Here is a 14,778-nt window from a genome sequence, read left to right on the forward strand (position 1 = left end):
GGTTTTCAACTGGGGGCTGACCTTAGTTTTCCTGATTGGCAGGAATTGTTTACGACGATCATCGTCATGCTAAGACGGTCAGCGTCCCAACTACCTCCGGTTTTAAGCGGTGGTGACTGCAGTCTATCTAGGACGTAAGTCAGGGGTAAATGTACAAAGTGCACTAAATATTGAATTTAAATGTGCATAATGTACATATGATCACTGTGCAAGCGCTCTTGGGGCGACCGCATCTACATATTCAATCCCTGTGGTGTCCTAATCCTTTGGCCAAGCTGCGCTGGGTGGCAACCTCGGAACAAATAAATCCCGCCACTTTTTTAGAGGGAAACGAGCTACTGCTAACCACATCCGCGGGCAATCCAGAGGGGGAAGCGGGCTGGCTCGAATATGCCCAGCGTCTGGTGAGTGGGGGGATTAGTACCTTAGGGTTCGGTTTGGGATTTAGTTACGATACCGTTCCTCCGCTATTGGTACAGGCAGCCCGGAAAACCGGTCTTAATCTGATTGAGGTCGCCCCCGATCAGTCTTTTGTGGCGCTTTCCCAAGAAGTGGCGCGGATGATCGAGGTCGAAGCCACCTCGGGGAAATATAAACTCACGGCTTTGCAACAGCGTCTGATCCAGGCATCTGCCCAGCCGCGCAGTGTAGACATGATTACCGGGGAGCTAGCGCGGGGGATCGGCGCGCGGGTAATCATCAGAGATAAGGCGGGCAGGATAGTAGCTCAAGCATCCGCGCCTACGTTGAGTGCCGATTTAGGGAAGTTTGCAGAACAGTCTTGGGAGGGTTTTTCCGAAACCCTTTCCCTGCGTTCCTTCGAGAGCTCTGCAGGGTACTGTCTTTTTACCTCAATTGACGCTCTAGGGCAGGAAACCGCTTGGCTGCAAGTCTGTTGGAACGTGTTTCCGCAACCTTGGCAGCAGCAGGCGCTTTCTCAGGCGGGGCTGTTAATCGCCTCCGCTTTAGCTAACTCGCGGTTTGTGTCCTCCTATCATGGGCGTCTATTGCAACGTGCTTTTACCCTGTTGCTTTCTGGGGAGCTGGGGGCGGCACAGATTCTCACCGAGATGGCGTTTCCGGACGCACGGGTGCTTAGTGGGCGGTATGTGCCGGTAGTAGTGGCCGGGGAGGAGGGCGACCTGCGGGCACTGGCTGCCAGAGTGGAGCGGGCTGTGACTAAAACTATGCCTCCGCCACTTTGGCGTTTTCAAGCCGACAATTTAGAAATGGCGATTCCGGTGGCGGCACTGCCGCTGACTTTGTCCAACTTTTCCCGGAAGGAATTTTCGGCTTTGCGAGCAGGCGTGGGGCAGGATTACCCAATCTCGCGGTTTAGTGCCGGGTTGCCTGGGGCACGGCAAGCTTTGCGGCATACCGGAAATACCCAGCAGGTAGCCCGGTGGGGAGAGATTTCCCGTTCCGGACTATTGCAGGTGATGGGGCGGGAAACGGTGGCGGCTTTTTCTCAGCAGTTTCTGCTGCCTTTGCGAGGAGAGGCGGAACTAGTGGAACTGCTGGAACAGTATGTCGCCACTAAGGGTAACCGGCAGCAGATGGCCAAGACCTTGGGACTGCACCGTAACACCGTGGCGAAGCGACTGGAAAAACTGCAGAGCAAACTGGGAATTAACTTGGCAGAGGCCGGTGCCCAAGCCTCCGCCTGGGTAGCCCTCCAAGGCCGCGAGCCTTAGCGATCTTCCCGGAGTTTGCGAGCCGTGAGCACTCCGGCTCCAGCCAGTGCCAGGATCGCGGAGATCAAAGCCAGGGTGCCTCCGTTCGCGCCGGTCACCCGCAAGGAAGAGGGTGCCGGTCCCGCGCTAGCGCTAGAGGCACTCGAACCCCCGGTCATATAGGCACCGGCAGGTGCTTCGGTAGCTCCGCCGTTTTGGTCAGCTGACGGCTTCGTATTACTTGCTCCACCGTTGTCACCCGGCTGGGGTTCAGCGGTGGGGTCAGTACTGGGGGTACTCGGCTCGTCAGTGGGATCCGTAGTCGGAGGTTCTTCCGGAGCCGCCGGGTTAACGAGCGAGCTCGCAGCGTTTTGCGACCATTTGCCATCCGTCCCCTTACTAAAGGACAGCGTTTGCGCTGCTGCCAGTTGCAGACCTTCAGCGGTAGTTAGCTGCTCTAACTGATACTGCAAGGTTACGTCGCTGACCTTTACGCGATAGGCGCCGGTAGCAGCATCGAGGTCAGTGGGTACCCCAAAGGTGGTGGGGCCACTGACAAAATCCGTGACCTCAAAGGCAGCCGCAGTATTGGGCTTCCCATCTTTGCCCAGGGGAGTGACCTGGAAAGAAGTCCCGGCTACTGCCTTACCTTCAGAATCAACTACCTTCCAGGTGAGTTCCCCGCTGACCGGTTTGGGATCAGGGGTTGGCTCGTCCGTAGGATCGGTTCCGGGCGTAGTCGGTTCCGTAGTCGGCTCGTCTGTGGGATCTGTGCTCGGCTTGGTAGCCTTCTTGGTATTGGCAATCACCAGCGCCCCATCAGTCAGGTCAACCCCGGTGTCATCTACTGAAACCTGGGTTTTTCCATCCTCATAACTGATGGTGTAGGTCTTGGTATCTTTTTCGTAGCCTTCCGGTGCGGCGGTCTGCTGCAACTTATAGGTCTTGGCTTGATTCAAAGTGGCCTGGAAAGAGGCATCCGCCTTATTCTCCGTGACCGGAACGGTTTCGCTGCCATCTTTCAAGGAGAAGCTGCCGCCGGATAAAGGCTTCGAGTCCTTATCTACCAGTTTCCAAGTAAACTGCGCGGTCTTAATCACCGGGGTGTTTTCAAACTTGAGGCCGTTACCCACCACGATCTGGCGGTAGCGTTCATCCTTTTGCAGCTTGAAAGTGACCACCTGAGCACCGGTCTTAGGAGCAAAATCAGCGCCGAAGCCTACTTGTTCCACCTGATACTTCAAGGAACCGTCTGGAACCTCGACCCGGTATTGCCCCAGATTTGGATTCAGATCTCGATTCCCGGCGATAGCGGTGGCATCGGAGACCGTGAAAGACTTCGTGGTATCTAAGGTTTGGCCATCCGCTTTTAAGGCGGTCACCTTAAAGGAAGTTCCCGGTACGTACTGCGAAGAATCCGCGGTGGAAACTACTTCCCAGCGGATCTCTGCTTTGGTCGGCAGTTTAACGTTCTTGATTACCAGACCCGCAGCCGGCAAAGGCTTACCGTTTATCTGCGGCTGGTAGGTGGCGCCGTCGGCAACGAAAGTGAGCTTATAACTGGCCTTATCAGCCTCGTAGCCATCAGGCGCTGTACTTTCGGTTAAGGTATAGGTCTTCTTCGGGTCTAGGCTAGAAGCGCTATAAACTCCGGGATCTGCCACATCCTGAGAGGTCACCTTGAGGTTGCCATCTGTACTGCTCAGAGTAAAGGTGGCCCCATTTAGGCTCTTACCGGCTTTATCGGTCAGTTTCCAAGCAAAAGAGGTAGTGGCCGGAGGCTTCGGAAGTGCCACGTTAGTGAAGGTCACCGTGTTGGTTTCCTTGTCGGCAACCTTCGCGGCCCAAATGCCGCCAGCCTTGTCCTTTTCTACAAAACTAATTTCATAGGAGGTCTCGTCACCCAGCTTGTACCCTTCGGGGGCAGCGGTCTGGGTGAGGGTGCACGCTTTCTTAGTGGGGTCTAAAGAAACGTTATAGGTGCCTGAGGCCGCGCCGGCAGCGGGAAGCGCCACTTCGTCAGAGCCGCAAACCAGTTTGAAGCTGCCGCCGGGGAGCAGGTTCTTACCGGCATCTTGCAGTTTCCAGTTGAAAGCTACCGGCTGGGGAGGCAGCGGGGTCTTAGTGTTTTGTACTATGAAAGCATCGCCGGTTACCGCTTTACCGTCTACTTTTGCCTGGTATCCTTGCGAGTTTTTTTCAAAAGTGACCGTATACCTGGTTTGCTGCGGCAAGTCATAACCTTGGGGAGCAGCGGTTTGCGTAAGTACATAGCTCTTAGCTGGATCCAGGTCACTGGCGGTGAAAGTACCGGAAGCAGAATCTGGGAAGGCGAGTGCCGCGCCGTCCTTTTCCGTCAAAGCGAACTGGCCACCACTTAAAGCTTTACCGTCAGTGTCTTGCAGCTGCCAAGTGAAAGCCGCTTTTTCTGGCTGAGGAGCCGGGGGAGTAACCTGGTCCTCACACTTGGTTACCGCTGTGACCACGGTACCGGTGCTCAGCTTTGCCTGAGCGATCTCGGCCTCGCTAGTCGCGGTGCCGTTAAGCTCCCAATGGTCCACCGTGCAGGTCTTACCAGAAACCTCAGGTAGGGTTACTGCCGGTAGCGCTCCGATTACCGTATTCGGGGGCAGGAAGCGCGCAGCGGTATACGCCTGGGGGAGGGTGCCGCCCTCGCCAGCTACCTGGTACTTTAAGGAATATCCCGGCGCCCAGAGCAATCCGTCCTGGGTATAAATCTGACCGTTAACCGGGAAGATAAAGGCATCCGCCGCGTTCTTATCGCCGTGATAGGCGAACAGGCTGGGGGTTACCTCTGATTGCAAGTAGTAGTTCCCCTTCTGGGGTACCGACAGCGCCAAGTTGTTGTAAAGGGTACTGGTGAGTGCAGAAGAAAGCACAGTTTCACCCGCGGGGGTAACCAGCGAGAAAGGTACTGACTGTTTATTCTGGGTAAGTTTAGCTACCGCAGTGGTCAGCCCCAAAGTTTGGGGATTGCCAGATCCGTCCGCCTTACCATCAGCAAAACGTAAGTTCAGGACCTGTCCCTTGCCTCCGGTGGTATCGAGCGGCAGATTTTGGCCTCGTGTGAGAGCATATTTACCTCGATCGGTGGAGCCGTCAGTGCGAGGGGAACCATCGGGGGAGGTGACGTGAACTTTCGCCTGCGCATCCAAATTGGCGGTAACGGTGTTGCCGCCGCGAATGCTTTCGTAACCCTGTCCTACGCCAGAGGAGGCTTGACCGCCGATTATATCGAGATTAGGACTACCCGAAAGGGTAATCTGAGCAGGAACTTTCGACTGGTATCCAGAGCCGATGGCCGCCCCGAAACCGTAACCCAGTTTCTTAGCTGCCGGCAGCGACACTGGCTGTACTGATGCCTGTACGGTGGGGGAACCAGAAATAGTGACCTGGAAGGGGTCGGATACGTAGGTATCAATGTAGCCGGCACTGCCGATTACGGCTCCGTCGCGGCGTCCAAACACCTTCGCATTTACGTTGGCGTGGTCGGTAATAGTTACCTGTCCCGAACGGTTAGCAGCGGAACCAATAGCGCCGTTAAGAGCCTCGTTGTGTTCGGCAGAATCGGTCGCCGTTTGCGCATTAACCTGTGAGTTCCCAGAAATTACCACCTGGTTGTGGGCGGCTCGACGAATCGTATCCTCGTTCAGTCGGGAGTTTCCGGTAAACAGTGCGTCTGAGGGGAGACCGCCCGCCCCAATCGCGGGGGATTCGCTTACTACCCCCAGGGCGTCAACTTGGGCGTTATCTGAGATGGTAACTTTGGAAGCTCCGGAAGCATAGCCGCCACCAATCGCGGCGCCGCGCCCATTAGAATAGGCATTCACCTGTGCTTTTCCAGAGATTTTCACGTTTACATTGACGCTGTCAGGCCCCGACCCGATAGCGGCAATATCGCCTGACCTATCCAGAGTGGAGTCAGCCGATCCCACATTGACTTTTCCGCCGCTGATCACCACTTCACAACCCGGAGCCAGGGGCCAGTTGAGACTGGCAAATTCCTGGTTCCAGTTTCCGACCCCGCGGCACCCGATATTCAGGGCGCTATTGCCGGTATCAGCGGTATTAGGAGCGACCTGAATGGTACCCCCGGAGATGTTTACCCGTGCATAGGGCTGGGTGAAGGTATCTTTTACTTGCCCTTCGGAATCTTGTAGCGGGGTAGTGAAGCTGCTTGCTCCCAGGGCGGTGTGGTTACCGTGGGCGTTGATTTGCCCGCCGCTAACGTTGATAGTTACCGCCGCGTTTTGCGGTGCCCAATCGGATTTTGCGCCTGCAGGGAGCTTAACGGCGCCGCGACCGGCACCGATGAAAGCTCCGCCGTAAGCGCCGGTGCCCGCTTTGGCAAGGTCGACGCTCCCGCCGGTGATGTTGACGGTGCCCCCGGCGCTCCAAGGGGTTTCGTCATAGTTGTTGAGCCAGCGGGGATTAGTTCCCGGGTTGACCTCGTAAAAAGCCCCGCCCGAGCCAATCAGGGCGGCACTTTCGGAAGATCCCTTGAGGTTTAAGGCGCCACCCGCAATGTTGATGGTGCCAAAAGCTGAGAAGTGTTGGGTGCCAATCAGGGCAGCTTGCGAAAGGGGAGAGCGCGGATTATCTAGGTTCAATACCCCGGAGTCGGTCTGGCCGATATTTAGGGTAGTAGCTGCTTTTACCTGCACTAAGGGCAGGGGAACCGCGTATTCTTTAGTGGCATTTTCCGAGGAGGCACCCTGGCGGGTGAAAGTGTTTTCCCCGCTAAAGGCCAGGCGGTTATGGGCATTGTTGTCCCCAGCGGTAACCATTGCCAGTTCCGGGTGGGAGGAATTGTCGATGTTGAGGTTGTTTAGCGTCAGAGTGTGACCCTCGCTGACCAGGAAAGAAAGCCCCTTAAAAGTCTTACTGGCCGCGCCAGTTACCGTCACGTTGTCCCCAACCGTCAGGGTGCGTCCCGCGGCGTCGGCAGGTAGAGCGGAATCACTGAGGTCGATGTCCTCGGTGAGAATGGTGCCTAGCTGGTTCCAAGATTTGATGACTTTGCCGTTGGCGGCGTTAGCGACACCTACCGCCAAAGCCGGTCCGATCAGGGCAATCATGTATCCGATCAGGGAGAGGGCGAGGACAAGCGCTGTAGGGCGCTTGGCTAAGGGATTGCGCATCAAAACTCCTGCTGATTTCCTCAAAGTTACAAAGATTACAATTCTGTAACGAGTCTACCAGAATTTGGGGTTGATTCGCTAGTGTGTTCACCCTGAAAAACTTGCTGTTTATGCTGGTTAAACCGATTGTGGCAGAAGTAGCAATAATGCTTTCAAGGGGATGCTTACCCAGTCGGGACGTTGCTCCGCTTCGTAGCGCACTTCATAGAGGGCTTTTTCCACTTCAAAGGCTCTTAAAACCACTAATGCCGGGCCGGGAAGTTGCTCTTCCCCAAAGTATCCGGCCAGGAACGCTAAGCGGACGCGGTTAAGCCAGTCCCCATCGGCGCCGCCTTCTACGCGGGCATAGTCAAATGAACGGAGCATTCCCGCAATGTCCCGTTCTACCTGGTCAGGGGCGGTGCGTTCTTCTAAGGGACGTAAAGGCTCACCCTCGAAATCGATAGCGTACCAACTATCGGAGCTGTAGAGGCACTGTCCGAGGTGGTAGTCTCCGTGTACTCGCTGTGTAGGCGGCAATCCTCCCAGGCCAGTTAGTGCCTGGGCGAGGCGAGCGACTTCTTCCCCGATTTGGGGATGCTCTCGCAGCTGCGGATAAGCCGTCTCCGCCTGCTGATATTGGTTGCGTAAACGGCTAGCGAGCATAGTTCCCGAGGCCGGATCCTCGCCCTCTCCAAAAGCCTCCAAGAGGTGGCGGTGCATATCGGCGGTAAACGCTCCTAGCTGGCGAGCTAGCTTCGTGGGGTCTTCACCGCTACCTGCGAGGGAACAAATCAATTTGAAACCATCTTGAGCTGCATCTAGACGGATCGCAGCGCTTGCGGTAGTGACTTGTTGCGGCTGGCCATCTTGATCCCAAAGACTGAGTTGGGAGTAACCGCGGGGCTGGGGCACTCCCTGCCAGCCGGTACGCGCCAACGCCAAAGGTACGGGTACCTCCGGGTTTGCTCCGGTCACCAGCACCCGGAAAAACTTGATGATCGTCGGGTATTTTCCGCCCAATAGCACCGAAGTATTGGATTGCTCCCCGGATAAAATTTTACTATCCAAACTGGCATCCAGCAGGTTAGCTAGCAGATCATCAGCTTCTGGTAACAGCGGTAAAGTACCAGCTTGATGGGTGGAGCGGATCCAATGCTGGACGTAGGCCGGACAATAGGGGCCATCAACCAGGTAGCCGGGGTTTTCCGGCGGGAAGGAAGTACGTCCGGCTATCCCGTCTCCGTTCCAATCGGCCACCAAGGCCAAGGGTAGGTGATACCAGATGCCCTGCGCTTCCAAAATCAAGAGCCGGAAATTTGGATCCTCAAGTTCCCGGTAATCCAAAACCCGCACCTGGGAACGTTCCAGGTGGGAGGGGAACCAACGCCGCTCAAGGAGATAGTCCCAGACAATGTCGATAATAGCGTCTCTGCCAGGCCATTTAAGCTGGCTATGCGGGGACTCAGCGGTCATCTTCATTCTCCTTTAGCACCGAGAAATCTAGGGCCGGGTAAGAGTAGGTGGTTATTTCGGCGTCCGTGTCGGGTTGCGGGGTATCCGCCGGGGTAGCGCTATGGGCAATCACCGGGACCGACGTGGTAGTGGTGGGGGGCTCTTTTTCTCTATCCTGCAGGTCTTGTGCCTGGTCAGGGGCAAAAAGCTCCAACCAGTAAAAACCGTGGCGATTCATAGTTACGGTTACGGTCTCATCCGCGCCCACCGCCGGGAACCAGCCCCCATCGAAAGCTTCGCGCAGGCACCAACTGGCCATACCGGGCAAGGATAGTCGCGCTGCCACCGCGCCCTCGCCCAGGTTGTAGACACAAAGCACCGTAGAGTTTTGGTCGCGGCGAATAAAGGCCAATACCGAGTCTTGATCCGAACCTACCTGCGATAAGGAGCCTTGCCCGAAGCAGGTGAGGCGGCGGCGCAACTGGATGGCACCCCGCAGCCAGTGCAGCAGGGAAGTGGGACGCCCTAGGGATTCTTGCACGTTAATGGTGCGGTTATCCCAGCCGGGAGAGTCAATCAGGGGAACCAGGAAAGTTTCCGGGTCAGCGGTAGAAAAACCGGCGGTCGCCGAAGTGTCCCATTGCATGGGGGTGCGCACCCCGAAGCGGTCAGGGAGCCAAATATTGTCGCCCATCCCGATTTCGTCACCGTAGTAGAGGAAGGGCGAGCCCGGCATCGACAGCAGGAGGGCGTGGGCAAGTTCTATTTTGCGGCGCGAACCTCCCAAAAGGGGCGCGAGGCGGCGGCGAATCCCCACATTTGCGCGCATCCGCGATTCTGGCGCATACCAGGAATACATGTTTTCGCGTTCCTGGTCAGTCACCATTTCCAGGGTGAGCTCATCGTGATTACGCAAGAAAGTTCCCCATTGGGCACCCGCGGGTAGCTCCGGTAGTTCTGCGAGGATTTGCCGCAACCCTTTTGAAGAGCCGGTGCGCAGCGCCGCAAACAGTTTCGGCATTAGGGGGAAGTGGAAACAAATATGGCATTCGGGTTCGGTTTCGCTGCCGAAATAGTCAATCACATCTAGGGGAGGCTGATTGGCTTCCGCCACCATTAACGTTCCCGGGAACTCTGCGTCCACCATTTTGCGCAGTTCACTCACAAACCAGTGAGTTTTTGGGAGGTTTTCGCAGTTGGTACCGTTTTCTTCAAATAGGTAAGGGATCGCGTCCAGACGGAAACCATCCACCCCGGTCCGGCACCAGTAGCGCACTACGTTCATTACTGCCGCTTGTACCTGAGGATTTTCGAAGTTCAAATCCGGTTGGTGGGAAAAGAAACGGTGCCAATAGTACTGTCCGCGTACCTCGTCATAGGTCCAGTTAGAGGTTTCGGTGTCGATAAAAATAATGCGGGCATCTTGGTAGTCCTGGTCGCTATCGCGCCAGACGTAAAAATCCCCGTATTCGCCCTCCGGATCCTTGCGGGAAGCCTCGAACCAAGGGTGTTGGTCAGAGGTGTGGTTGACTACGATATCGACCAAGATGCGGATGCCGCGTTCGTGAGCGGCCTCCACTAAGGCGGTGAAGTCTTCCATCGAACCGAAAGCCGGGTTCACATCGGTGTAGGCGCTAATATCGTAGCCGCCATCGCGCATCGGTGAAGGATAAAACGGGGGTAGCCACAGGCAATCCACTCCTAGCCAAGCCAGGTAATCCAGACGCGATATTAGCCCCTGGAAATCGCCTATGCCGTCCCCATTAGAATCCGAAAACGCCTGGATTAATACCTCGTAGAAGACGGCACTGCGATACCAACTCGGGTCCTGAGCAGGGGAGGGAACCGCCTGGGAATCCCGGCGTGGCAGCAATAGTTTGCCCAGGTTGTCGTGTTCCTCGGTTATGGCTTCGCTCAACAAATACTCCTCTTAAACGCGTTAGTCTAGGAAGCTTCCACGGACATAATATGGGCAGGACGATCAGAGGGGTTGAGCTCGAAATAGTTAGCCGGCCCCCAATCGTAGACTGTCCCATCTAGCTCATCTCGCACCTTAAAGAAGGACGAGGAAGAACCACTGATCTTCAGCGCCGACAGATCTAGGTGAATCGCCCCGATCGCGGTTTCGTGGGGATCCAGATTTACCACCACGATTACGGTGTCAGCTACCCCGGTGGGAGATTCCCAAGCGTCCAGGTGACGGGAGAAGCAAACTACTCCCGGATGGGTGGTTTCATGAATCTTCAGGTTGCGCAGACGCTGCAACGCTGGGTGGCGGCGGCGAATCTCGTTCAAAGTAGTCAGCAAGCCCATCATCTCTTGGGCGGTTTCCCCGGAGTAATCACGCGGCTTGTACTCGTACTTTTCATTATCGATTTGCTCTTCAAAGCCGGGGCGTTGCACATTTTCTACCAGCTCATAGCCGGTATAGATTCCCCAGTTAGGTGAGCCGGTAGCGGCCAAAACTGCCCGCATTTTGAAAGCCTGGATCCCGCCATCGACCATGACTTGGGTCAAAATATCGTGGGTGGTCGGCCAGAAGGAAGGCCGCATATAGGGACTGGATTCCCAAGCCACCTCGTCGAAGTATTCTTCGATCTCTTTACGGGTGTTGCGCCAAGTGAAATAGGTATAGGACTGGTGGAAACCTACCTGCGCCAAAGTGCGCATCATCGCGGGGCGGGTAAAGGCCTCCGCCAAGAAGAGCACCTCGGGATGTTTGTGATGGAACTCCTCCAAAATCTCTTGCCAGAACTGCACCGGCTTGGTGTGGGGATTATCCACCCGGAAAATAGTTACTCCATGATCAATCCATTTTTGAATCACGTCGCGCACCGCGTTATAGAGACCGCGATAGTCCTGATCGAAAATCAGAGGATAAATGTCTTGATATTTCTTGGGAGGATTCTCCGCATAGGCAATGGTGCCATCCGGGCGATGCTTAAACCATTCCGGATGATCCTTCACCCAGGGGTGATCCGGGGAGCATTGCAGCGCCAAATCCAGTGCTACCTCTAGCCCTAGCCCCTTCGCTTTCTTTACGAAATAATCGAAGTCATCAAAATCGCCCAGATCAGGGTGAATAGCGTCATGTCCGCCCTCGGGGCTACCAATACCGTAAGGTGAACCGGGATCTTCCGGGGTGGCCTCCAAGGTGTTATTGCGCCCTTTTCGGAAAGTAGTTCCGATGGGATGAACCGGAGTCAAATAGGCAACGTCAAAGCCCATTCCAGCAATGCGGGGCAAATCAGCGGCGGCAGTGCGCAAGGTTCCCGAATGCCAATGGCCTTCCTGGTCTTTATAAGCACCGATAGAGCGGGGGAAGATTTCGTACCAGGAACCGTAAAGGGCGCGTTCCCGGTCCACCCGCAGGGGATAGGTACGAGAAGATTCCAGCAGATCCCGCAGGGGATAGGCGCGGAATATTCCCCGAATCGAGGAATGGAGCCCCACCGAGAGACGCTCTTGAGCAGGACGCGACTGATCCCGCATCGCTTTAGCGGCATCCAAGAGGCGCGCGGCACTCTTGGCGTCCGGTGCCTGCTGGGTGGGATTATTTACGGCTTCCCCCTTAGCAGCACGCTCGAAAAGTCGCGCTCCCAGCTCGAACTCCAATTCCACATCTTGATCCGCCTGCACCTTAATGGAGGCTTCCTTTGCCCAGGTCTGGTAGGGGTCGCAGAAAGTATCAACCCTAAAAGTCCAATCCCCCACAGCGGTGGGTTTTATCCAGGCTTCCAACCGATCCAAACCGGGGGCGACATCGTACATCCGCGCCCGCATAGTTTCTTTGCCTTGCGGATCCACCAACACCACTTCTGCCCCTAAAGCGTCGTGGCCTTCCCGGAACACGGTGGCGCGCACCGGGAAAGATTCGTTCTCGACTGCTTTGGCAGGCCACAGGCCGTCCTCGAAAACCGGTTCCACTTCAGTGACCGGGATCCGAGCCAGGCGAGCCTCGGGAGAAACCAGATTCAAAGGTTTAGCGGCAGCCGCTTTGGGGGCAGCAGCTTTCGCCCGGCTCACCCGCTTGCGAGGAACACTGGTGGTAGTTTTCGCTTTGCTCGCCGCGGCCGTCTTGGCTTTCGCGGTTGCATCCGTCTTCGCGGCAGAGGAGGCAGCTTTAGTGCGAACCGGAGTTTTCCGGGAATTAGCAGCGGCGGACTTAGAAGTTTTAGCTTTCTGACCAGCTGAACTAGTAGTGGAGCGGGTTTTGCGGGAACGAGGCGTATCGCCGGCCATAGTGTCTCCTTATTAGACGGACTCATTCCCCTCCAGCCTAACAAGAGGCAGTGCGCCCCGTGTCCTTTCCGCTCTCTGCTAGCGATAAAGTTGAGCGGAAATCAGAAAACAGCTATTTAGACCAGCGAAACTTCTTAACCGTTAGTCGCCGAGGCCGGGCCATCTAAAGAAATCTTAGGGCCCAGATAGGTTGGCTTTTGATCAGTAATCGCCCAGGCAACATCCTTGGTGCGCGCCAAATATTCGCGAAGATTACGCTCAGTTTGCCCCCAATACGCATTACCGGCCGCGCCTACTCCCCAAGCCTCGATACCGCGGCTTTGACAATCGTAGAGGGCGCGGGGCAAATGGTAAGGCTGAGTTACTACAATCGCGCGTTGTACCGAAAAAATTGCTTCCGCGCGATAAGCCGATTCATAGGTAGAAAAACCAGCATGATCAGTATAAATCACCTGGTCGCTAACCCCATGCTTCATTAGCCACTGGCGCATCGCCTTGGTCTCGTCGTAGTGCACCTGTCCGTGATCGCCACTAATCAAGATTTTCTTCGCCGCTCCTGCCTGGTACAGATTCAAAGCGGTTTGCAAACGGTGGGTCAGCATCGGCGAGGGCGAGCCATTCGGGTTTACCCCCGCCCCCAAAACCAGGATCACCTGGGCGTTCTTATCCTTGGCCTCAGTTAAAGAAACCATCTGGTCTTTCGTTCGCTGCCAAACATAAATGTTAGTTCCCGCCACGATAATCGTGGCAATAACCACCAGGGTAATCGCCAGCCGGATCAGGCCACGTAAAGCACGCATGAGGCTAGTAAACCATGTTCATCGCCTGGCGAACTTCCGCCAAGGTCTGGTCAGCTACCTCATTGGCGCGTTGGTTACCGCGCTCTAGTACCTGCCACAAATAACCAGGGTCAGCCAATAGTTCCGCGCGCCGCGCCCTAATAGGAGACAGAGCGTCATCTAAAGCCTCGGTGAGCACCTGTTTTAGCTTTCCTGCCCCCTGATCCCCGATTTCCTCGGCGAGAGTACGCGGATCCTGCCCGCTAGCCAGGCCAGCCAGGCGTAACAGGTTCGAAACCTCGGGGCGATTCTCGGGGTCATAAGTAATCTGGCGCTCGGCATCAGTCTTGGCGCGTTTAATCAGCTTCGCGGTCTCATCACTGGTCATTCCCAGTTCGACCGTGTTACCGCGCGACTTCGACATTTTTTCGCCATCCAACCCCAAAATCAGGGCGCCATCACCAGACAGCAGTCCCTCCGGACGGGGGAACACCCGATGCTCCAAAGAAGACTTACGGCGGAAAACCCGCTCGAAACGATCCGAAATCACCCGCGCCTGCTCCAGGTGGGGGAGTTGATCCTTACCCACCGGCACCAGGTTCGCTTTACAGAACAAAATATCGGCTGCCTGATGCACCGGGTAAGTCAGCAACAACCCCGACATAGGCCGCTCCGAAGCCTCCAGCTCTGCCTTCACCGTGGGGTTGCGGTGCAGTTCCGCCTCCGTAACTAGCGACAGGAACGGTAACATTAACTGGTTCGCTGCCGGCACCGCTGAGTGCGTGAAAATCGTGGTCTTTTCCGGATCCAGGCCGCAAGCAAGATAGTCCGCCAACATATTGAGGACACGCTCGCGAATCGGGCCAGTACCCTCGCGGTCAGTGATTACCTGGTAGTCAGCAATCAGAATCCAGGTTTCCACCCCGCGCTGCTGGATCGTGACCCGGTTCTTAATCGTCCCGAAATAATGCCCCAAATGCAGGGCGCCCGTGGGGCGATCCCCGGTAAGCACCCGGAACTTGGAAGGATCCTTATCAATCGCTGCCTCAATCTCTTGAGATTTCAGCTCTGCGCGCTTCAAAGAAGCCGCATCAGTGGAATTTTCTAGTTTCTCGCCGCTATCGCTCATGGTTCCCAGTCTACGGTGCCAAGGATCTTCCCGGAAAACCGGGTGCAACCGATAGGCCTCTTTCTGGTTGTTAGTTGTGCGCGGAGAAAAGTTTCCTCCTGCTAATCACCCGGGGGCGAGATTTTTCCTCCTGCCCAAGAAATCGGAAAACGTGGTCACGTTTTCCGAATTCTTATGCCCACCGCGCCTGCTCGGATAAAATCTCGCCCCCACGCTTAGCCAATACATGGAAGCTGCTAGGTCTGGTTGCACCCGGGTTTTCGGGAATGAAATTAATTAAGAGGGACGTGTTCCTGTTCAGTTGTGCGTGTAGCTGATTTTCTGTTGCCTTGAATATTTGGCGGTAGTTCCCTTCTGTA

Annotated in this window: 7 protein-coding genes; 1 reads left to right on the forward strand and 6 read right to left on the reverse strand. The window is 55.8% G+C overall.

Going from position 1 to position 14,778, the window contains the following annotated elements; all coding sequences use genetic code 11:
• Positions 1-182: 182 nt before the first annotated feature.
• On the forward strand, positions 183-1,694 hold the full coding sequence (locus F605_RS0105560; protein ID WP_162138276.1) for a PucR family transcriptional regulator: 1,512 nt from the start codon (positions 183-185) through the stop codon (positions 1,692-1,694).
• On the opposite strand, the gene F605_RS0105565 is transcribed toward F605_RS0105560, so the two are convergent.
• The 6 genes from F605_RS0105565 to trpS form a co-directional block, all read right to left on the reverse strand.
• Positions 1,691-6,835 carry a SpaA isopeptide-forming pilin-related protein gene (locus F605_RS0105565; RefSeq protein ID WP_022864907.1) on the reverse strand — a complete coding sequence of 1,715 codons (5,145 nt, stop codon included), beginning with the start codon at positions 6,833-6,835 and terminating at the stop codon, positions 1,691-1,693. The two genes, F605_RS0105560 and F605_RS0105565, sit on opposite strands and share 4 nt — an antisense overlap.
• 117 nt (positions 6,836-6,952) lie before the next feature.
• Positions 6,953-8,290 (reverse strand): phosphotransferase, encoded by a 1,338-nt coding sequence (locus F605_RS10080; protein ID WP_022864908.1) that lies wholly within the window; start codon positions 8,288-8,290, stop codon positions 6,953-6,955.
• Complete coding sequence (gene treS, locus F605_RS10085) at positions 8,280-10,187, reverse strand: maltose alpha-D-glucosyltransferase (RefSeq protein WP_022864909.1); 1,908 nt, start codon at positions 10,185-10,187, stop codon at positions 8,280-8,282. Before treS ends, F605_RS10080 begins: the two co-directional genes overlap by 11 nt.
• A gap of 26 nt (positions 10,188-10,213) precedes the next feature.
• A complete protein-coding gene (locus F605_RS0105580) occupies positions 10,214-12,511 on the reverse strand; it encodes an alpha-1,4-glucan--maltose-1-phosphate maltosyltransferase (RefSeq protein WP_022864910.1) in 2,298 nt (765 codons plus the stop codon).
• A 134-nt stretch (positions 12,512-12,645) separates the two neighbouring features.
• Positions 12,646-13,311 carry a SanA/YdcF family protein gene (locus tag F605_RS0105585; RefSeq protein WP_022864911.1) on the reverse strand — a complete coding sequence of 222 codons (666 nt, stop codon included), beginning with the start codon at positions 13,309-13,311 and terminating at the stop codon, positions 12,646-12,648.
• A 4-nt stretch (positions 13,312-13,315) separates the two neighbouring features.
• Entirely contained in the window at positions 13,316-14,419 is a 1,104-nt protein-coding gene (gene trpS / locus F605_RS0105590) for a tryptophan--tRNA ligase (protein ID WP_022864912.1), read from the reverse strand.
• Positions 14,420-14,778: the final 359 nt, after the last annotated feature.

Source organism: Varibaculum cambriense DSM 15806 (genome assembly GCF_000420065.1).
GTDB lineage: Bacteria > Actinomycetota > Actinomycetes > Actinomycetales > Actinomycetaceae > Varibaculum > Varibaculum cambriense.

What these genes read in the sequence shown, in the direction of transcription:
- F605_RS0105565 (WP_022864907.1), bottom strand. Translation starts at nt 6,835, where the DNA reads ATGCGCAATCCCTTAGCCAAGCGCCCTACAGCGCTTGTCCTCGCCCTC.
- F605_RS10080 (WP_022864908.1), bottom strand. Translation starts at nt 8,290, where the DNA reads ATGACCGCTGAGTCCCCGCATAGCCAGCTTAAATGGCCTGGCAGAGAC.
- F605_RS0105580 (WP_022864910.1), bottom strand. Translation starts at nt 12,511, where the DNA reads ATGGCCGGCGATACGCCTCGTTCCCGCAAAACCCGCTCCACTACTAGT.
- F605_RS0105585 (WP_022864911.1), bottom strand. Translation starts at nt 13,311, where the DNA reads ATGCGTGCTTTACGTGGCCTGATCCGGCTGGCGATTACCCTGGTGGTT.
- trpS (WP_022864912.1), bottom strand. Translation starts at nt 14,419, where the DNA reads ATGAGCGATAGCGGCGAGAAACTAGAAAATTCCACTGATGCGGCTTCT.